The 19,859-nt window shown below is 55.2% G+C and carries 21 protein-coding genes and 1 pseudogene; 13 read left to right on the plus strand and 9 right to left on the minus strand.

Annotation, left to right across the window (positions count from 1 at the left end; all coding sequences use genetic code 11):
- Positions 1 to 7 precede the first annotated feature (7 nt).
- The 4 genes from rsmE to ruvX all read left to right on the plus strand — a co-directional run bounded on the left by rsmE (position 8) and on the right by ruvX (position 2,859).
- A complete protein-coding gene (rsmE, locus tag K6958_RS16960) occupies positions 8 to 739 on the plus strand; it encodes a 16S rRNA (uracil(1498)-N(3))-methyltransferase (RefSeq protein WP_249892207.1) in 732 nt (243 codons plus the stop codon).
- Between the two features lie 94 nt (positions 740 to 833).
- Entirely contained in the window at positions 834 to 1,778 is a 945-nt protein-coding gene (gene gshB / locus K6958_RS16965; RefSeq protein WP_249892208.1) for a glutathione synthase, read from the plus strand.
- Between the two features lie 92 nt (positions 1,779 to 1,870).
- Positions 1,871 to 2,434: a YqgE/AlgH family protein gene (locus K6958_RS16970; RefSeq protein ID WP_249892209.1), complete on the plus strand. Its 564-nt coding sequence runs from the start codon at positions 1,871 to 1,873 to the stop codon at positions 2,432 to 2,434.
- Positions 2,434 to 2,859, plus strand: coding sequence for a Holliday junction resolvase RuvX (gene ruvX / locus K6958_RS16975; RefSeq protein WP_249892210.1), 426 nt, complete (start codon positions 2,434 to 2,436; stop codon positions 2,857 to 2,859). The genes K6958_RS16970 and ruvX overlap by 1 nt, the downstream gene beginning before the upstream one ends.
- Here ruvX and K6958_RS16980 read toward each other — a convergent pair.
- The gene (locus K6958_RS16980; protein ID WP_249892211.1) at positions 2,819 to 3,847 is read right to left on the minus strand and encodes a type IV pilus twitching motility protein PilT; all 1,029 of its coding nucleotides are present in this window, start codon (positions 3,845 to 3,847) and stop codon (positions 2,819 to 2,821) included. The genes ruvX and K6958_RS16980 overlap by 41 nt on opposite strands.
- Positions 3,848 to 3,862: 15 nt before the next feature.
- Between K6958_RS16980 and K6958_RS16985 the strand changes: the two genes are divergently transcribed.
- The 4 genes from K6958_RS16985 to hemW are packed head-to-tail and all read left to right on the plus strand — an operon-like array spanning position 3,863 to position 6,895.
- Entirely contained in the window at positions 3,863 to 4,573 is a 711-nt protein-coding gene (locus tag K6958_RS16985) for a YggS family pyridoxal phosphate-dependent enzyme (protein ID WP_249892212.1), read from the plus strand.
- Positions 4,574 to 4,585: 12 nt separating this feature from the next.
- A complete protein-coding gene (locus K6958_RS16990; RefSeq protein ID WP_249892213.1) occupies positions 4,586 to 5,137 on the plus strand; it encodes a YggT family protein in 552 nt (183 codons plus the stop codon).
- A gap of 35 nt (positions 5,138 to 5,172) precedes the next feature.
- On the plus strand, positions 5,173 to 5,766 hold the full coding sequence (locus K6958_RS16995) for an XTP/dITP diphosphatase (RefSeq protein WP_249892214.1): 594 nt from the start codon (positions 5,173 to 5,175) through the stop codon (positions 5,764 to 5,766).
- A complete protein-coding gene (gene hemW / locus K6958_RS17000; protein ID WP_249892215.1) occupies positions 5,759 to 6,895 on the plus strand; it encodes a radical SAM family heme chaperone HemW in 1,137 nt (378 codons plus the stop codon). Before K6958_RS16995 ends, hemW begins: the two co-directional genes overlap by 8 nt.
- 210 nt (positions 6,896 to 7,105) lie before the next feature.
- On the opposite strand, the gene K6958_RS17005 is transcribed toward hemW, so the two are convergent.
- From K6958_RS17005 to K6958_RS17015, 3 genes and pseudogenes are all read right to left on the minus strand, one after another.
- Positions 7,106 to 7,360, minus strand: coding sequence for a hypothetical protein (locus K6958_RS17005; protein ID WP_249892216.1), 255 nt, complete (start codon positions 7,358 to 7,360; stop codon positions 7,106 to 7,108).
- Positions 7,361 to 7,402: 42 nt separating this feature from the next.
- A pseudogene (locus tag K6958_RS17010) lies at positions 7,403 to 7,480 on the minus strand (RHS repeat-associated core domain-containing protein); the annotation flags it as partial.
- Between the two features lie 65 nt (positions 7,481 to 7,545).
- Positions 7,546 to 11,604 carry a DUF6531 domain-containing protein gene (locus tag K6958_RS17015; protein WP_249892217.1) on the minus strand — a complete coding sequence of 1,353 codons (4,059 nt, stop codon included), beginning with the start codon at positions 11,602 to 11,604 and terminating at the stop codon, positions 7,546 to 7,548.
- Between the two features lie 313 nt (positions 11,605 to 11,917).
- Between K6958_RS17015 and K6958_RS17020 the strand changes: the two genes are divergently transcribed.
- Together K6958_RS17020 and K6958_RS17025 are read left to right on the plus strand one after the other, a co-directional pair.
- Positions 11,918 to 12,367, plus strand: a complete 450-nt coding sequence (locus K6958_RS17020; RefSeq protein ID WP_249892218.1) for a DUF5675 family protein — start codon at positions 11,918 to 11,920, stop codon at positions 12,365 to 12,367.
- Complete coding sequence (locus tag K6958_RS17025) at positions 12,358 to 13,065, plus strand: hypothetical protein (protein WP_249892219.1); 708 nt, start codon at positions 12,358 to 12,360, stop codon at positions 13,063 to 13,065. Before K6958_RS17020 ends, K6958_RS17025 begins: the two co-directional genes overlap by 10 nt.
- Positions 13,066 to 13,138: 73 nt before the next feature.
- Here the strand turns inward: K6958_RS17025 and K6958_RS17030 are convergent, their stop codons facing one another.
- From K6958_RS17030 to trmB, 3 genes are all read right to left on the minus strand, one after another.
- Positions 13,139 to 13,852, minus strand: a complete 714-nt coding sequence (locus K6958_RS17030; RefSeq protein WP_249892220.1) for a YggN family protein — start codon at positions 13,850 to 13,852, stop codon at positions 13,139 to 13,141.
- Between the two features lie 149 nt (positions 13,853 to 14,001).
- Positions 14,002 to 14,328 carry a YggL family protein gene (locus K6958_RS17035; RefSeq protein ID WP_249892221.1) on the minus strand — a complete coding sequence of 109 codons (327 nt, stop codon included), beginning with the start codon at positions 14,326 to 14,328 and terminating at the stop codon, positions 14,002 to 14,004.
- Entirely contained in the window at positions 14,328 to 15,047 is a 720-nt protein-coding gene (trmB, locus tag K6958_RS17040; protein ID WP_249892222.1) for a tRNA (guanosine(46)-N7)-methyltransferase TrmB, read from the minus strand. The genes K6958_RS17035 and trmB overlap by 1 nt, the downstream gene beginning before the upstream one ends.
- A 154-nt stretch (positions 15,048 to 15,201) precedes the next feature.
- Between trmB and mutY the strand changes: the two genes are divergently transcribed.
- The 3 genes from mutY to mltC are packed head-to-tail and all read left to right on the plus strand — an operon-like array spanning position 15,202 to position 17,692.
- Positions 15,202 to 16,290 (plus strand): A/G-specific adenine glycosylase, encoded by a 1,089-nt coding sequence (gene mutY / locus K6958_RS17045; protein WP_249892223.1) that lies wholly within the window; start codon positions 15,202 to 15,204, stop codon positions 16,288 to 16,290.
- Positions 16,290 to 16,562 (plus strand): oxidative damage protection protein, encoded by a 273-nt coding sequence (locus K6958_RS17050; protein WP_085070177.1) that lies wholly within the window; start codon positions 16,290 to 16,292, stop codon positions 16,560 to 16,562. The genes mutY and K6958_RS17050 overlap by 1 nt, the downstream gene beginning before the upstream one ends.
- Positions 16,563 to 16,612: 50 nt before the next feature.
- Positions 16,613 to 17,692 carry a membrane-bound lytic murein transglycosylase MltC gene (gene mltC / locus K6958_RS17055; RefSeq protein WP_249892224.1) on the plus strand — a complete coding sequence of 360 codons (1,080 nt, stop codon included), beginning with the start codon at positions 16,613 to 16,615 and terminating at the stop codon, positions 17,690 to 17,692.
- Between the two features lie 69 nt (positions 17,693 to 17,761).
- Here the strand turns inward: mltC and K6958_RS17060 are convergent, their stop codons facing one another.
- Both K6958_RS17060 and K6958_RS17065 read right to left on the minus strand, forming a co-directional pair.
- A complete protein-coding gene (locus tag K6958_RS17060; protein ID WP_249892225.1) occupies positions 17,762 to 18,592 on the minus strand; it encodes a phosphoenolpyruvate hydrolase family protein in 831 nt (276 codons plus the stop codon).
- 2 nt (positions 18,593 to 18,594) lie between these two features.
- Entirely contained in the window at positions 18,595 to 19,815 is a 1,221-nt protein-coding gene (locus K6958_RS17065; protein WP_249892226.1) for a Tm-1-like ATP-binding domain-containing protein, read from the minus strand.
- Between the last annotated feature and the right edge of the window lie 44 nt (positions 19,816 to 19,859).

Below are 19,859 nucleotides of genomic sequence, written 5' to 3' on the forward strand. Positions count from 1 at the left end.
GAACCTCATGCGAAAACCCCGCATTTATCATCCCGAAACCTTAACGGTCGGTCAGGACGTCGCGCTTAGTGAAGATGCCGCCAATCACGTTGGCCGGGTGCTGCGTATGGGCAGCGGCCAGGCGCTGGAACTGTTTGATGGCAGTAATCTGGTTTTTGACGCGGAAATTGTACGCGCCGATAAGCGCAGCGTAACGGTAAAAGTTATGCAAAGCCGCGAAGATAGCCGAGAATCGCCGCTTCATCTGCATCTGGGGCAGGTTATGTCGCGCGGCGAAAAGATGGAATTCACCATTCAGAAGTCGATCGAACTGGGGGTTAATGTGATTACCCCCTTGTTTTCTGAGCGCTGTGGCGTAAAGCTGGATGCCGAGCGACAGGCGAAAAAAATCCAACAGTGGCAAAAAATCGCCGTGGCCGCCTGCGAACAGTGTGGACGTAATGTGGTGCCAGAAGTACGTGAGGCAATGTCGCTGGAAGCCTGGTGCGCCGAGCAGGATGATGCGCTGAAGCTGAATTTACATCCGCGCGCGCAGCATAGTATTAATACGCTGCCGCAGCCGGTGCAGCGGGTTCGTCTGCTGATAGGCCCGGAAGGTGGATTAACCGCAGAAGAGATCGCCATGACCGGCCGCCATGGTTTTACCGATATTTTGCTTGGCCCACGCGTGCTGCGCACCGAAACCACCGCGCTCACGGCTATTACGGCACTCCAGGTCAGGTTTGGCGATCTGGGTTAAGCTAACCAGGCGGCCCATTGCGTTAAGCCTGTAACAAGAATTTATGCCACCCTGCGGCAAGCGGCATACTGACCGCCCGATCGAGGAGAACAGAATGATTAAGCTTGGCATCGTCATGGATCCGATTACGACGATCAATATTAAAAAAGACTCCAGCTTTGCAATGCTGCTGGAAGCACAACGCCGCGGTTATGAAATTCATTATATGGAGATGAACGATCTCTATTTACGCGGCGGCGAAGCGCGTGCCCGCACCCGTCAGCTAAGCGTTGAGCAGAACTACGATAAATGGTTTGAGTTTGGCAGTGAGCAGGATATCGCGCTGGCTGAGCTGAACGTGATTTTGATGCGTAAAGATCCGCCTTTTGACACAGAATTTATTTACGCCACCTATATGCTGGAACGTGCGGAAGAACAGGGCGTGCTGATCGTTAACAAACCGCAGAGCCTGCGCGACTGTAATGAAAAGCTGTTTACTGCCTGGTTTTCCGAACTGACGCCCGATACGCTGGTAACGCGTGATGGGAAGCGTATCCGTGAGTTTTGGCAGCAGCACGGCGATATTATTCTGAAGCCGCTGGACGGCATGGGCGGTTCCTCTATTTTCCGTGTGAAGCAGGACGATCCTAACGTTGGGGTTATCCTTGAAGCGCTGACCAACCACGGTAAGTTTTTCTGTATGGCGCAAAACTATCTGCCCGCGATTAAAGATGGCGATAAGCGTGTGCTGGTGGTGGATGGCGAGCCGGTGCCTTATTGTCTGGCGCGTATTCCCCAGTCGGGCGAAACGCGCGGTAACCTGGCCGCCGGTGGACGCGGTGAAGCGCGCCCGCTTAGCGAAAGCGACTGGGAAATCGCGCGTCGCGTTGGGCCTACGCTGAAACAAAAAGGCCTGATTTTTGTGGGCCTGGATATTATCGGTGACAAACTGACCGAGATAAACGTAACCAGCCCAACCTGCATTCGTGAAATCGAAGCCGCCTTCCCGGTCTCCATCACCGGTATGTTGATGGATGCTATTGAGAAGCGCCTGGCATAAATTTGAACGGGGCAACAGCCCCGTCTTCAACCTGTTAATGGCCCCTTCGGTCACCCGCCGTTAGCCGTTACCCCATATTCAGACGAGTGAGAATGAATTTACAGCACCATTTTTTGATTGCGATGCCCACCCTACAGGATCCGCTGTTTAAACGTTCGGTGGTATATATCTGCGAGCATAATCAGGACGGCGCCATGGGGTTAATTATCAATAAACCGATGGAGAACCTGACGGTTGAAGGCATTCTGACCAAGCTTAAAATAGCCCCCTCTCCGCGCGATCCGCAGGTTAAGCTGGACAAGCCGGTTTTTTCCGGCGGCCCGCTGGCCGAAGACCGCGGATTTATTTTGCACTCGGCCCAGCGCACTTTCGCTTCCAGCATTCGTATCTCTGATAACACCGTTATTACCACCTCACGCGATGTGCTTGAGTCACTGGGCACGCCGGAGCAGCCGGAGCAGGTGCTGGTGGCGCTGGGCTATTGCGCCTGGGAAAAAGACCAGCTGGAGGGCGAACTGTTGGAAAATGCCTGGCTGACCACGCCCGCTGACAGCAATATCCTGTTTCAGACGCCGATTGCCGAACGCTGGCGTGAAGCAGCAAAAAGCCTTGGCGTAGATATCCATAATATTACCAGCGAGGCAGGCCACGCCTGATGAGCAACATGACCCTTCTGGCGTTTGATTTTGGCACCAAAAGCATCGGCGTCGCGGTCGGACAGCCGCTTACCGGCACCGCTCGTCCTTTAACCGCCCTGAAGGCGCAGGACGGCGTGCCTAACTGGGAACAGATCGAACGCCTGCTAAAGGAGTGGCAGCCGCAGCAGGTGGTAGTTGGACTGCCGCTGAATATGGACGGCACCGAGCAGCCATTAACCGCCAGAGCGCGCAAGTTTGCTAACCGGCTGCATGGTCGCTTCGGCGTGCAGGTGGTGTTGCATGACGAGCGGCTCAGCACGGTTGAGGCGCGCGCCGATCTGTTTGCCCGCGGCGGCTATAAAGCGCTGACTAAAGGCAGCGTCGATTCGCTTTCGGCAGTGATTATCCTGGAAAGCTGGTTTGAGAATCTGCCGGCCTGCTAATAAGCTCCTGCTGCTGCCGCTGAAGCAAGCTTTGTTCAAACGTCTGCATACCTGACTGCAGACCGGTTTGTAGCAGACCGGCGATCTGATGCGTTTTCCCCTCGCGGATCAGGTTAGCAATCGCCGGGGTATTGATCAGCACCTCATATAGCCCCACGCGTCCTCCCTCCTTCGCCGCGACTAACCGCTGCGCAATGACCGCCTTCAGGCTGGAGGCTAACTGGCTGCGCACCAGATTTTTCTGCTGTGCCGGGAAGATATCGATCAGGCGATCCACCGCCTGCGCTGCACCACGCGTATGCAGCGTCGCCAGTACCAGATGCCCGGTTTCCGCCGCGGTTAACGCCAGCTGAATCGTCTCCAAATCACGCAGCTCGCCGAGCAGAATCACATCAGGATCCTCGCGCAGCGCCGCCCGTAATCCCTGCTGGAAGCTGCTGCAGTGCTGGCCGATTTGCCGCTGCTGAATCAGCGAGCGGCAACCACAGTGAATAAACTCGATGGGATCTTCCAGGGTAAGGATATGACGCGCCGTCTGTTGATTAATGGCGTCTACCATTGACGCCAGCGTGGTGGATTTGCCGCTGCCGGTCGCGCCGGTGATCAGAATCAGGCCATCCTGCTGTTTTAGCAACGCCGGCACGCTGGCGGGCAGTCGCAATGCCTCCAGCGTGGGACAACGGCTGGCAATCAGGCGCAACGCCAGCGATATGCCCTGCCGCTGGTGAAATACATTCGCGCGCAGGCGCTGCCCGCTGGCGGTGGTAATGGCAAAATCCGCATGCCCTTCCCGCTTCAGGCTGGCCTGCTGTTCAGCATCCAGCCAGCGATGGCACAAGGCCTCCAGCGCCGGCGCGCTGGTCGGCGGCTGCTCCGGGATCGGCTGTAATACGCCATCCAGACGCCAGCGCGGCAAATGTCCGCTACAAAGGTGCAGATCGGCGGCATTATGCTTTACACTAAGGGCCACGATTTCCTCCACATCCATGATCTTCTCCTGACTATGACTTCTATTCAGCACAACTTACAGGAAGTTCGCCAGCGGATCGCCGCGGCGGCATCGCGCTGCGGCCGCGATCCACAAGAAATTACGCTGCTTGCCGTCAGTAAAACCAAACCTGCGAGCGCTGTCGCAGAAGCGCTACAGGCCGGGCAAATCGCCTTCGGCGAGAATTACGTGCAGGAAGGCGTGGATAAAATTCAGCTATTAGCTGACGCCTGGCAGCCTGAATGGCACTTTATCGGTCCGCTGCAATCCAATAAAAGCCGTCTGGTGGCGGAAAATTTCGCCTGGTGCCATACGGTCGATCGTTTACGTATCGCTACGCGCCTGAACGATCAGCGTCCGGCGCACCTGCCGCCGTTGAATGTGTTAATTCAGGTAAATATCAGTGACGAAAACAGCAAATCGGGCATTATGCTTGAGGCGCTGCCAGAGCTGGCGCAGGCGGTTTCTGCCCTGCCGCATTTGCGGCTGCGCGGACTGATGGCTATTCCGGCGCCGGAAAAAGATTACCCGCGTCAGTTGGCGGTCTGTCAGAAGATGGCGGACGCGCTGGCTTCGCTAAAACAGCATTATCCATCCGTCGATACACTTTCTCTGGGAATGAGCGACGATATGGAGGCCGCAATTGCGGCAGGCAGTACCATGGTTCGTATCGGCACCGCTATTTTCGGCGCGCGCGATTACGGTACCACTCCCCCACAACAATAATTGAGGAACCTCATGCTGACGTTGACTTTTCTGGTAACGACGCTGATTAATCTGTACGTGAAAGTGTTGTTGCTACGCATCTGGATGCAGTGGGCAAGATGCGATTTTTATAACCCGTTTTCCCAGTTTGTGGTCAAAATTACCCAGCCGGTTATCAAGCCGCTGCGTCGTGTTATCCCTTCTATCGGTCCGGTGGATACCGCCTCGCTGCTGCTGGCCTATGTGCTTAGCGTGCTGATGTTTACCCTGGTGTTCGCATTACAAAGCAGCGTTTTCCTGTTCGATCCGGTATTCCTCTATTTTGGCCTCGTCTCGCTGGTGAAAGCGGCTGGCGTGCTGGTGTTCTGGGTCATTATTGTTCGCTCGCTGATGAGCTGGATAAGTCAGGGCCGCAATCCGGTTGATTATGTACTGATCCAACTGACCGAACCGCTGATGGCCCCGGTACGCCGTATTCTGCCGGCGATGGGCGGCATCGATTTCTCCGCGATGGTGGTGATCCTGATCCTCTATATGCTGAATTTCCTGGGTATGGATTTCATTCCTGGCTGGGCGCAGCTGTAACTGTTTTTATTGCCGTAAACGTTTCTGGAACTGATATGCAAAAAGTTGTCCTCGCCACCGGTAACCCGGGCAAAGTGCGTGAATTGGCCGATCTGCTGGCTGATTTTGGCCTGAATATTGTGGCGCAAACCGATTTAGGCGTGGAGTCCGCAGAGGAAACCGGCTTAACCTTTATTGAAAACGCCATTCTGAAAGCGCGTCATGCCGCACAGATAACCGGACTGCCGGCGATTGCCGATGACTCGGGTCTGGCGGTAGATGCGCTTGACGGCGCGCCGGGGATCTACTCGGCGCGCTACGCCGGCGAGGCGGCCAGCGATCGACAGAACCTGGAAAAGCTGCTGGAGGCGCTGCATGATACGCCGGAAGGCCAGCGTCAGGCGCAGTTCCACTGCGTGCTGGTTTATCTGCGTCATGCAGCCGATCCGACGCCGCTGGTATGCCATGGCAGCTGGCACGGCGAAATTATCCGTACGCCGGCAGGCGCTGGCGGCTTTGGCTACGATCCGATTTTTTATCTGCCCGAGCTGGGTAAGACCGCAGCGGAGCTGAGCAAAGCGGAGAAACAGGCGGTTTCTCACCGTGGCCAGGCGCTGGCTCTGTTGCTGGAAGCGATGCGTAATGGCTAATCTTCCCCCGCTCAGTCTCTATATTCATATTCCCTGGTGCGTACAAAAATGCCCCTACTGCGACTTCAACTCGCATGCCTTAAAAGGCGAGGTACCGCATGAGGAATATGTTAACCATCTGCTGGCCGATCTGGATCGCGATCTGCCGTTAACCAGCGGACGCGAAGTCGCCACCATCTTTATCGGCGGCGGTACGCCCAGCCTGTTAAGCAGCGCTGCCATGCAACAGCTGCTGGATGGCGTGCGGGCACGCCTGCCGTTAGCGGCCGGGGCAGAGATCACCATGGAAGCCAATCCCGGCACGGTGGAAGCCGATCGCTTCAGCGCCTATCAGGCGGCAGGCGTCAACCGTATTTCCATCGGCGTGCAGAGCTTTGACTCGCTTAAGCTACAGCGTCTTGGCCGTATTCATGGCCCGGAAGAGGCCAAACGCGCCGCGCATTTGGCCGCCGGCCTGGGCCTGCGCAGTTTTAACCTTGATTTGATGCATGGCCTGCCCGATCAATCGCTGACCGAAGCGCTGGACGATCTGCGCCAGGCGATTGCGCTTAATCCACCGCATCTTTCCTGGTATCAGCTGACCATTGAGCCGAATACGCTATTTGCGTCACGCCCGCCAGTGCTGCCGGATGATGACGCGCTGTGGGATATTTTTGAGCAGGGCCATCAGCTTCTGACGGCGGCAGGCTACCAGCAGTATGAAACCTCGGCCTACGCGAAGCCGGGCTATCGCTGTGAGCATAACCTCAACTACTGGCGGTTCGGTGACTATCTGGGCATTGGCTGTGGGGCGCATGGCAAGCTAACGCAGCCGGATGGCCGAATTGTACGTACGGTAAAAACGCGCCATCCGCGCGGCTTTATGGCGGGAGAGTATCTGGATAAACAGTACGAAGTAGCGGATGAGGATAAGCCGTTTGAGTTCTTTATGAACCGTTTCCGCCTGTTGGAGCCTGCGCCGCGTCAGGATTTCACGCGCTATACCGGTCTGGAAGAAGCCATTATTCGCCCGCAGCTGGATAATGCGCTGGAGAAAGGCTACCTGACGGAAACGCCGGAATATTGGCAGGTGACGGAGAAAGGCAAGCTATTCCTTAATTCGCTGCTGGAACTGTTCCTGGCGGAATAACCTGTATTTAAAAAATAAGGTTAAGTCCATTCTCTGGTGGAGAATTAATGTAATATCAAGGGCGGGTGGGTTTTATTCTGCCCTTGTTATTATCCATGCGATTATAACCTTGCCGGGTATAGTGCCCTGCTCCTACAGAGTTCTACCGCTACCGTTTCTATTACCAGTAGTGCAAATCATGAAGCGGAGAGGAGATGAAAATAGCATCATCTATATCAAGATTACCGAACCCACCTTATATAGACCATAGCCATGATTTCCTTCGACAATTACATTACCATCTATTTTTATTAGAGGCGCAACATTGCCCTTTAATAATCTATCTACATAACGCTGGATAGCCGGAAGAAAAACCGTCCCTTGTACTGTTTCTAAAGTATTCCCCTTCAAAGCCTTTTGAACAACTTCAGCAGTAACATTAGCACTTTTAGTAATTCCATAGCCGTTTAACCCCCACGGATCCACCCATACCAGCGGGTCGCTGACGTACGCATAGGTGTTCAGCCCGCCTGCCAGCCCTATCGGGTCAGGCTGCGTGTAGCGCCCCGTCGCCGGGTCGTAATACCGGAACAGATTGTAGTGCAGCCCGGAATACTCGCCTCATCCATGAGGCTCGCCCCTTCGGGGCCAGCGCTGAAGCGCTGTTCAAATCAGCTCCCGGCAGATTTGTCTCTATCCAGGTACTGCCCCTGAAAACGCAGGTTCTGTGGCACCGCCAGCGGCGTGTGGCTCTGCTCCCGCTGCGTTTCGCCCCAGGTGCTGAATGTGCCCTGCCAGACGGTCTCACCCTGCGCGTCCGTCATGCGCACCGGCAGACCGTTCAGCGCCGTGTGGTACCAGTACACCCCGCTGCCCGCCGCGCTGCTGTCCACCCGCGCCAGCGGCTCCCATGAGCCCTCGCTGTAAACGTACTGCGTTTTTTTTCCCGGCGCGTGGCTGCCTGCCTCGCCCGCCAGCCGCAGCCCGTTCCACTGAAAGGTAATCACCTCCGGCTCCGCGCTGTCGTGACGGTACAGCAGCTTGTGCGTGCGGCGGCCCAGCAGGTCATACCGGTATTCCGCACGACGGTACTCGCGGTGCCCTTCCAGTTCCATCGTGGTCAGGCGGTTTTCCTCATCGTAACCAAAATGCTGCGTCAGCCCGCGCCGCGTGTCGCGCCGTTCGGCCAGCCGGCCAAAGCCGTCATACGCAAGCCGGATGCCGTTCAGCCGCTGCAGCAGGTTATGCCACACCGTTTCGCCCGGTGCCGCCGAGCGGTTGCCCGCCGCGTCCCAGCTGAAACGTTCCTCCTGCGTCGCGCCTGCGCTGCGCGTCACCTGACCGGCCGCATCATAGCCCCACAGCTGCTGACGATACTTCCCTTCGCCCGCGTCGCCTTCGGTTATGTTCTCCTGAATAATCTGGTCAAGACGATCCCAGCGCCAGCGCCGTCCGAAAATCAGCGCCTGTCCCCGACGACTGTCGCGCAGCGTGATGCGCCCCGCCGCGTCGTAGCGCGTCTCCAGCGTCAGCGCCCCCTGGCTGCGGCGGATTTCACGGTGCAGGCTGTCGCGCTCAAAACCGGCAATATCAGTGTTAAGGCCGTCGTGATGCAGATGCATCTGTAGCAGGTGCCCGGTGCCGTAGCGCAGATGGTGCAGTGCGCTGCCGTCAGGCGCGGTGGTCACCAGCAGATTGCCCAGTGCATCATACGCGTGCTGCCAGCGGCCGCTGTGGTTCTCTTCCACCGTCAGGTTCCCCAGCACGTCACGGCTGAAGCTCAGCGTCTCCGCCCACTGCGGCACTTCACCGTCTGCTGCTGCCTGCTGCCAGGCGCTCAGGGTTATCCGGCGTATTTTTACTTCACGCGGGCCGTAGAGATATTCCGTGTGGTTCTCCGCCGTCTGTTTCAGAACCAGGCGACCCAGCGCATCATAGTCATAGCGCGTGACCTGCGCCGGTGGCGTGCCGTCCGCCTGCGGCAGCGGCTCGTGCGTGACCTCAGCCACCTGGCCCTGCAGCGTATAGCGGTAAGCGGTGCGCCGTCCCGCCCAGTCATACTGCGCCAGCAGCCGCTCGCCGTTATCATATTCAAAACGCCAGCTGTCGCCGTTCGGGTTAATCAGCGTCTGCAGACGGCCAAAACGATCGTAACGATAGCGCACCTGATGCCCGGCCGGATCGATCTCCGTCACCACCTGCCCGCGGGCGTTGCGCGTTACTTTGCGCTCTGAAAAACCGTCCGTGTTGCTGCCGGTCAGCAGGCCCGCGCGGTCATAGTCATAGCGGGTCTCGCGCCCGTCGGCGCGGATGTGCGCCGCCAGCCTGCCCGCCGTGGTCCACTGCCACTGCTCGCTGCCCGCGCCGGGCTGGCTGAGCCTGATAAGCCGCCCGCGTTCGTCATACATATGGTGGCGCTGATGGCCGGAGCAGTCTTCATCGCGCAGCAGCTGACCGCGTTCATCCCACCCGTAGCGGCTGGTGTTCTGCAGCGCGTCGGTGCGCTCCGTCAGATCGCCCTGATCGTTCCACGCGAAACGGGTGACGCCTCCTGCCGGATCGGTCAGTTCAATGACGTCGCCCCGGTTGTTGTAGCTGTACTGCCACACCGCGCCGTCCGGCAATACCTCTTTCAGCGGAAACGCATACACCGGGTGCCAGGTGGTTAAGGTGGCCTGCCCCAGCGGATCGCGCACCATTGTCAGGTTGCCGCGCGGGTCGTGGTTATATTCCCAGCGGTGGCCGTCGGGATCGATCGTCGCCTTCAGCAGCTCGCCGTCCGGGGTCCAGTGATAATGCCATTCACCGCCGTAACTGTCGGTGTAGCGGGTAATGCGGTAAAGATGATCCCAGTGATGCTCCGTTGAGCCGCCGGACAGGCAGGTGACCGTGGCAGTCCTGGCCTGCTCGTCCGCATCGATCAGCCAGTGCTCCAGCACGTTCTGCTGACCGTCGCACACCCGGTATTCCGCCACGCGCCACGCTGTGCCGCCGGCTTCCGGACGCCATTCATATTCCACGCTCAGACCGGTGGCGTAGCTGTGCGATGCCATGCAGTCGCTGGCCCGATCCCAGCTAAACCGGCGCGTCACGATGCCATCCGCATCTTCCACGGCGATCAGCTGTCCGCCGTCGTTATAGCGGTAGCCCACCAGTAAATAACGCTCTTCGCCACACAGCTGATGCACGGCGGCCAGACGGCCATGCCGTGACTCATAGCTCAGCGTGACCGTCAGCGCTTCGTTATCGCCGGAAATGGTGACAAGCTGACCCGCGTCGTTGTATGCATAGTGCTGGCAGTTTTCATGACGATCGCAGATACGCGTGATACGCCACTCGCCGGCGCGCTGCGGATCCGGCTCATAGAGCTGGAATTCACCGGGATCGCTTTGCAGCACAATGGATCCCTGCGCGCTGTACCACAGGGTCATGCCATCTTCCTGGCAGTGGATCACTTCTCCGGGATTTATCGCGCCAATGGTCAGCTCACGACCGGTAATATCACGCCAGAAAAACAGGCTGGTCGCGCCGTTTATACGCTGCAGCAGACGGGTTTCAAACGGCAGCATCCAGCCGGTGCCGAGCAGCCCGGTTGCGCTATTACGGCTGTGATAAACGCGCTGCCAGAGAAGCGGAATGCGATCCGCCAGTGAGAAATCAAGATCCTCCTGCCCGGCAAGGATCTTGGCACCGGTAGCGATATTCACCGGATGCGCCGTCTGTACCGCTTTGCTGGCGATCAGGCCCGCCGCCTCTACCGCGCCTTCCGTAGCCGCCGCCTGCGCGCCAGCCGCAGCCAGCGGGCAGACGGCTTTACGCAGCATGCGTACAAACTTAATTTCCTGATAGACGTTTTGCAGCAGACGCATGCCTTCACGCAGGCCGGAACCCATCAGCCCGCCCAGCATATACATCATGGCGTTTTTCCCGCTGCGGATATCGCGCACCACAATGCTGCCGCCACCGATGCGTACGCGCGGGTTCTCCGCCACCTCGATTTTGGCTTCGCAGGTGCTGCGATCTCCATTGCGCGCCGCAGGCTGCCCATTAATTAATACCTTGCGCGATCCTTCCGCCAGAAAGTTGGCGTTTTCAGCCAGGTGGCCCTTAGAGCAGAGAATGGTATCTTTCGGCGCAGGCGTGGCGTAAGGACTGGCGCTTTCCACTATCGGCTGTGTCAGATTCTTCCAGATATTACTGAAGTGGTTTTTAACGTCATCGCCGTCGATATGGCTGATGCCTTCCGCCAGCGCCTGCAGCGTTTTGCCCGGATGCAGCACTGCCGAGGCGGTAGCTGAGATGCCTGCCGCCACCATCATCACCACATCTTCTGCCGACAGGCTGTCATCCTGATCTGCCGCAGGCGAGTTCAGAAAGGCATGATCGACGGTACCGGCAGCCCGTGCCGCCGGCTTGCCCATGATATGCACATTATCCGAGCCGCTGGTGATTTTGGCATCCGGCGGGCCTTTCAGCCCAAAAAAATCGAGAGCGGAATCAACCAGCTCTCCAGCCTTATTGCCGATCTGTTCAGGAATACCGCTGGCCATTGCCCCGACGGTCAGGGCAAGGCCGACCGCCACGCCAATACCGGTAGCGCTGACGGCGGTCGCAGCCGCGAAAATGCCTAAATAAACGGCGCCCTCAACCAGGCCGCTGGCGAAATCAGCCAACGCCGAGCTGTGTACCAGCAGATCGTCCATCCTTGCGGCAATTAATTCATCCGCCATGCTCAGGCCTCCCCGGCCTCAGCAGGGATAAAACCTGCCTTGATCGCCTGCCACATCGCCAGCGCCGCCTCATCAAAAGGCAGCGTGCGGCTCAGGGTTAACGCTAATTATATTGACGTGAGTTTCAGCATAATGTTTTGATAACTTATTAATTATAACTCTCTATAATAATTTCCTGTTGGTTAATAACTTACTGCACAAAGTGCTATGGTGCTTGCCCCATTCTGGTCGCATTCTGGATGTCATCGAGACTTCAGAAAAAGAGCGGGCTGTTTAAAGGATTATTTAATTCCAATAACAGGAGGTTATTGCTATGGCTTACACGATTTTCATCCAAAGGAAATGGCAAACGCCGTCATCTACAGTGAGTGAATTCGCTGTATCAGGGACAGATATTAAAGGCTATTTTCTGGAGTGCCCTGGCCCGGATACGGCTATGCCAGATTTAAAGAAACGAATACCTGAAGGAAGTTATAGCCTCATTTGGCATAATAGCGGGAGGTTTAAAAAACACGCCCCGACACCGCTACTCTTTAACGCTCAAGTACCATCGAGCCGTTTGATACTTATTCATCCTGGTAATAAGCCCGATGATACTGAAGGATGCCTGTTGCCAGGTACAAAAAGAAATATTAATGAAGTAACACAAAGTGTTATTTTATACGATAAACTAAAATCTTTGATGATTAAAAAAGGGATACATAACTTTAAGGCTTTTATAATGTCTTGCTACGTTGACCATGGGAACCAATCATGCAAATAAAGATTATGAAATCAGCAATTGTTAGTTTTTCTCTACTATTTTTTAGTATAACTGTTTTTGCAAAGGAAAAACTAACTGGTGGTACGCTACAGGCTTACTGGCGGGCAGCATGGAACGCTGAAGCAACAATCAATACGCCTGAACTGAATTTCAGATATTTCCCTGCGGAAGGTTCCTCTTACGAAAAATACATTATAGACATAATATTCAAAGGAAGTGATGAGGAAAAAATAGCTTTTGTTAAAAAAAACTTCGCTAATATACCTGGTAATTTTTTAGATTATCATGAATGGTATGTTAACCAGCAAGGCACTGTTAATGTAAAAAAAGTAGAGGAGTATATGTTATGTAACGCCTCTAACTATGAAGCGGAGTTAATTTCGTTCACCCCGTCTTTATTTAATGAAAACACTAATACACAAGGAGAAAACAGGTATACCAACTGTGGTTACGGTGGCCGATACCCCTACCTAACCTCATATACCCTTAAATCAGATGCGAAAAGCGGTCAACTCAAGCGTGAGCCCAATGATAACGCTGAAACCAGCTATACCTTTACACATGATAACAGCGTGGTAAAAATTAAAACCATTAATAAAGAATGGATGTACGTCTCACTATATGATCTAACAAAACCTGATTTGCTAAGCGATAAAAGAGGTTATATAAAATTTAGCGATGTTGAGCCATTGAATTAACATTATGCTTTCAGCCAGCACCTGCGAACCATGCTAAGCGCCCTGACCGCCTGCTGGCTATCAGGGCGTATGATTATTTAAGGCCCGCTAACAACGCCTTACGCTGATTTTCCAGCGCGCTTACGCGGTTACAGACTTCATGACCGAAGTTTTGGAAATCCTGTTCCTGATTGCTCCATTCAGCCTGAATCGCCTGCTGCAGGCCGCCCAGGTTGCCCATAATCGCCTGCAGGGGGTTATTGCCCTGGCTGGCCTGTTTGGTGCCCATTTCGTTCAGGCTATCCTGCACCACGCCGCCCAAACTGCTTTGCACCAGACGCTCGCCATCAGTACGCACCTGATCGATAGCCTGATGATGGAAAGTTAAGCCGTCGCTGCGATGCTCAATAATACGGTTCATCTGTTGCTTCAGCTGTTTATCCAGCGTAGTGAGCCGGTTGCGTACGTTGCTGTCCGCGCCCAGCTTCTCAACAACTACCTTATCCAGCGCCACGCGGCCTTTCTCCAGCCGCTGCGATGCGCCCTGATCAACCCACGGCAGATCGCGACGCAGCGCCGCCTGATAATCTACCGCTTTTTGTCGGGTCGCCGTATCTGGCTGAATCTGTTTGCCGTTGTACTGCAGATCGCCCACCGGGGAGATAACCAGATTTCCGCTGGCACCCACCACCTGCACCGACTGCGGCGTGATCACCACGTCATCCTGCGGTTTCACCGGGCACTCATAAGCCGCGTGCGCCTGCACCGCAGCCAAAAAAAGGGCGCCCGTCAGCGCTTTACGCATCATAAAGACTCCTGCATTGGTTATAGAACATCATGTTCCCGTACGTCTGAACAGACGCTGCCGTAAGCCTGCCGCGTTTTTATTGCTGTCGGCCAGCCCCGGGCGCTGCGCTAACGCACCTGGCGTGCCAGTATGCGCGTTAACCCTGATATTTAGTCCCACCAGACATCAAACAGTTCAGTGACTTTTACGCTTTCCATGTTGCGGACTTCCAGCCACTGACGCACCAGTTCACGATGCTCATCGGTACATTTACCGATCTTCTGCAGGCAAACCAGCCCTTCCCACTGCAGATAACCACTGCCGTCAAAAGCCAGCCCGTTAGGCTCAATCACTTCATTGATAAAGGCATCAACGGTCGCGTCGATCTCGTCTACCGGCGTGCCCTGCGGAAAACTCCAGGCAACGGAAAAGCCCAGCTCCTGAAACTCGTCGATATGCAGCTTCTTACGTAAACGGCGGCTACGCTGTGTTGCCATTATTTAATCCTCTCAAACATTAAATCCCATACGCCATGGCCCAGTCGCTGCCCGCGCTGCTCAAATTTCGTCAATGGACGCGTTTCGGGACGCGGCACATAGTCATTGGTTACAGACTGATTCTGATAGCCCGCCACGCTGCTCATTACTTCCAGCATGTGCTCAGCATATTCCTGCCAGTCGGTGGCCATATGGAATACGCCGCCCAGCTTCAGCTTACGCAATACCAGCTCGGCAAAAGGCGCCTGCACAATACGGCGCTTATTATGGCGCGCTTTATGCCAGGGATCGGGAAAAAACAGCTGCACCATCCGCAGCGAGTTATCCGGGATCATCTTTTCCAGCACTTCAACCGCATCGTGGCACATCACGCGCAGGTTTTTAACCTCAGCTTCCTGAGCCGATCCCAGACAGGCCCCCACGCCCGGCGCGTGCACTTCAATGCCAAGGAAATTTTGCTCCGGGTTGGCGCTGGCCATCGCCACCAGCGAGGCGCCCATACCGAAACCGATTTCCAGCACCACCGGCGCTTCCCGGCCAAATAACGTCACCAGATCAACCGGCTCCGCCTGGTACTCTACGCCCATTACCGGCCATAAGGTATCAAGCGCCTGTTGTTGGCCCTTTGTCAGGCGACCCTGACGACGCACAAAGCTGCGGATACGACGCAATGGGCGCCCGTTTTCATCAAATTCCGGTGTGATGACGTCATTAATCATGTCGTTGCCTGCCTGTCTGCATATTCAGGAAAACGGGCATTATGCAAAGTTACCGGACAGAAGCAAGCACTTGCAAAGTTCCGGTTTACTCCACGCAATGTCTATGCTGGAATGCCTGCCTGAGTGTAGAGCAATAACGGAAATTTTCCTTCTCATGATGCAAGCGCAACAGTTCGCGCAGCAGGTGCTGGACTGGTATCAGCGCTTCGGACGTAAAACCCTGCCCTGGCAACAGGCCAAAACCCCTTACAAGGTTTGGCTCTCCGAAGTCATGCTGCAACAAACCCAGGTCGCCACCGTAATCCCCTATTTCGAACGCTTTATGGCGCGCTTTCCTGCGGTTACCGATTTAGCTGCCGCGCCGCTGGATGAAGTACTTCATCTTTGGACCGGGCTGGGCTACTACGCCCGCGCGCGCAATTTACATAAGGCGGCGCAGACCATCGCCGATCGTCATCAGGGCGTTTTTCCACAAACCTTCGAAGAGGTTGCCGCTCTGCCCGGCGTGGGCCGTTCTACCGCTGGCGCAGTGTTATCGCTGGCGCTTGGGCAGCACTATCCGATTCTGGACGGCAACGTCAAGCGCGTGCTGGCGCGTTGCTATACGGTGGATGGCTGGCCGGGCAAAAAAGAGGTGGAAAAGCGTTTGTGGCAAATTGCCGAGGAAGTTACGCCTGCGCAGGGGGTCAGCCAGTTTAATCAGGCGATGATGGATCTCGGCGCGCTGGTCTGCACGCGTTCAAAGCCCAAATGTGAAATCTGTCCGTTAAATAATGGCTGTATGGCCTACGCCGAGGGAACCCAGGCCCGCTATCCCGGTAAAAAGCCAAAGCAGACGCTGCCGGAACGTACCGGCTATATGCTGTTGATGCAGCGCGGCGACGGCGTCTGGCTGGAGCAGCGTCCGCCTGTTGGACTATGGGGCGGTCTGTTCTGCTTTCCGCAGTTTGCTAATGAAGAAGAATTACGCGCCTGGCTCACTGCGCGCGGCATCGGTAGCACGGCGCTTCAACAGTTAACCGCCTTTCGCCATACTTTTAGCCATTTCCACCTGGATATTGTGCCAATGTGGCTGGAACTGTCATCTGCGGGCGCGGCGATGGATGAAGACGCGGGTCTCTGGTATAACTTAGCGCAACCACCGGCCGTGGGTTTAGCCGCACCGGTCGAACGCCTGCTGCAAGAATTGCGGCATCCCCAGCAAATATCGCTGCATATGCGCGTTTCTGAAGAGGAAGAGTAATGAGCCGCACCATTTTCTGTACGTTTCTGCAACGCGAAGCTGAAGGACAAGACTTTCAGCTCTACCCAGGCGAACTGGGAAAACGCATCTACAATGACATCTCAAAAGAGGCCTGGTCAAAGTGGATGAGTAAACAGACCATGTTGATTAACGAAAAGAAACTCAACATGATGAACCCGGAAGATCGCAAAGTGCTGGAGAAGGAGATGGTTAATTTCCTGTTCGAAGGCAAAGATGTGCATATCGAAGGTTATACCCCACCAGAGAAATAACATTTTGGGCCTCACTTGAGGCCCCTTGTTTTGGGTTCAGCGCAAATACGATGAAAAAAAAATTTATTGCTTTGCTAGTGATAGCACCGCTGCTGGTTTCCTGCTCGGGAAGTAAAAAACAGGCCTTTCATGAGGAATGGGTAAAAGATACCAACGGCTTCGACATTTTGATGGGCCAGTTCGCTCATAACATTGAGAATATCTGGGGTATCAATGAAGTTCTGATCGCCGGGCCGAAAGACTACGTTAAATACAGCGATAACTACTACACCCGCAGCCATATCAACTTCGAAAAAGGCTCGATCACCATTGAGACCATTTCAGGCACCGATCCGGCGGCCAGCCTGCGTCAGGCGATTATCACTACCCTGTTGATTGGTGAAGATCCCGGCAATGTCGATCTCTATTCCGACGCCAACGATGTGCAGCTCAGCAAAGAGCCGCTGCTGTATGGTCAGGTACTGGATAATACCGGCCAGCCGATTCGCTGGCAGGGCCGCGCCGCCAGCTTCGCTGACTACCTGATTCAGAATAAGCTGCAGCGTCGCGTTTCCGGCCTGCATGTAATCTGGTCCGTGACCATACCTATGGTGCCTAACCATCTCGACAAGCGTGCACACAAATATCTGCCGATGGTGCGTAAGGCGGCGGAGAAATATAACGTCGATGCGTCGTTGATTCTGGCGATCATGCAAATCGAATCCAGCTTTAACCCCTATGCGGTCAGCCATTCTGACGCGCTGGGTCTGATGCAGGTGGTGCAGCATTCTGCCGGCCTTGATGTTTTCAGAATGAAAGGCAAATGGGGCAAACCAAGCCGCAGCTATCTGTTCGATCCGGAAAACAATATTGATACCGGCACCGCCTACTTGTCGATTCTGCAGGATAATTATCTGGCGGGTATCGCTAATCCGGTATCGCGTCGTTATGCGGTGATTACCGCCTATAACGGCGGCGCGGGCAGCGTGCTGCGCGTTTTCTCCAGCGATAAAGATCGGGCTTTTGCTCAGATCAACGCGCTGTCGCCGGATGATGTCTATCAAACTCTGACCACCCGCCATCCCTCCGCAGAGTCACGCCGTTATCTGTATAAAGTTAGCCACGCCCAGCGCAGCTATAACCGCTTTTAACGCGCATAAAAAAGCCAGCCTGAACATCGGCTGGCTTTTTAGGTAAATCCCTGGTGTTGGCGCTAAAAATTAACGCCGAATATTTTTAAACTGCTGAGTGGTATCGGTTAAAGCCACTTCTGTTGGTAACCGCTCCATAGAGCTGGCGCCATAAAAACCGTCGCACAGCGGGCAGTTATCCATAATAAATTGCGCATCTTCCGGAGTAGATATCGGCCCGCCGTGGCACAGCACGATCACATCTTCACGCACCGCTTTCGCCGCCTGGGCCCATGCCGTAATCAGCGGCACGCAATCTTCCAGTTTCAACGCGGTTTCTGCGCCGATGCTTCCACCGGTGGTTAATCCCATATGCGGCACGATAATATCTGCGCCCGCCTCGGTCATCGCCACCGCATCTTGCTCGCTAAACACATACGGTGTAGTGAGCATATTTTTCTGATGCGCCAGGCGGATCATCTCGACTTCCAACCCATAGCCCATGCCAGTCTCTTCCAGATTGGCGCGGAAATTACCGTCTATCAGGCCCACGGTAGGAAAGTTTTGCACGCCGGAAAAGCCAAGCGCCTTCAGGTCGTCAAGAAACTTATCAAAATGGCAGAAAGGATCGGTGCCGTTGACGCCTGCCAGCACCGGCGTTTTTTTCACCACCGGCAGCACCTCTTTCGCCATATCAACCACGATTTCATTCGCATTGCCGTAGGCGAGCAGCCCGGCCAGCGACCCCCTTCCCGCCATACGGTAACGCCCTGAGTTATAAATAACGATCAAGTCGATGCCGCCCGCTTCCTCACATTTGGCGGAGAGGCCGGTACCCGCTCCGCCGCCAATGATCGGTTCACGCCGGGCAATCATTGCGCGAAAATTTTCCAGCAATTCCTGTCGGTTTAACGCAGGCATGTTTAAAACTCCCTGGTGTTGATGGTACGAAACGCTTCAACGGCAGCGTCAGCAAACTTTGCATCATTAATGTTATAAGGTAATCGTATTATTTTTCTTTTTTCGGTCGGTATCAGTTCCGCTTCCAGCGTAGAGATAAATGCCTCATTCGCTTCGGGCGACCAAAATGGCATCCCCGGCGCGTCGAGTGCGGAAAATCCCCCTTCCGGAATCAAAAACCGTACTTCCCCTTCGCAACGATTAAGCTTGGCGGCAATCCACTTTGCCATCGCGCGATTTTCCCCTGGTGTGGTGCGCATTAGCGTGACCTGGGCGTTATGGTGGTAAAACAGCCGGTCCGCATATTTTTCCGGCACGCTTGAGGGATGGCCGAAATTGACCATATCCAGCGCGCCGCAGGAAGCCACATAAGGCACCTGTGAGCGAGCGATCGCATCAAAGCGCGTTTCCGCGCAGGCCAGTACGCCGCCGGCCAGCAGATCGCAAACTTCTGTGGTGGTCAGATCCAACATGCCTGCCAGCATGCCGCTATCCGCCAGTTTCTCCATCGCCATGCCGCCGCTACCGGTGGCATGAAAAACCAGACAATCAAATTCATCTTCCAGCTGTTGGCTTACCGCCTGAATACAGAGCGTGGTAACGCCGAACATGGTTAAGCCAAGCGCCGGTTTATCCTCTGCGCAAGCTTCCGGCTGAAACAGTACGGCGCCAGCCATTTGATGCGCGGCGTTGCCCAGTACTCGACGCGAAATGCGGTTAAGGCCCGCCACATCGGTAACTGAATAGAGCATGCTGATGTCGCTGGCGCCGATATAGCCCGCTATATCGCCTGAGGCCATGGTAGAGACCATCACTTTCGGCACGCCGATCGCTAAATCCTGCATGGCGGGCGTAATCAGCGCAGTACCGCCAGAGCCGCCTAAACCGAGCAGACCGGCGACATCCTGACGTGTTTTGAGGTAATTCTGAAAAGCGATCGCCATCGCTTCGATAGCGCGTCCACGGTCACCGCAAAAAACGGCCTGCGCGCCCTGTGGATGAAAAGCGGCCACCTCTTCCGGTTTCACTTCTGCGGCAGAACTGGCGCTAAGTGATTGTGTTGACAGGTCAACCGTACGCGTCCGCAGGCCAGTTTTGCTAATCAAATCCCGAACGTAAAACAGTTCCCGCCCTTTAGTATCCGCTGTAGCAGCAATATAGATGTAACCGGTTTCTTCTTTCATTTCTGTTAACCATTCCTGTCACAAAAGCCATTAAAGGCTTGATA

Source organism: Mixta hanseatica (genome assembly GCF_023517775.1).
Classification (GTDB): Bacteria; Pseudomonadota; Gammaproteobacteria; order Enterobacterales; family Enterobacteriaceae; genus Mixta; species Mixta hanseatica.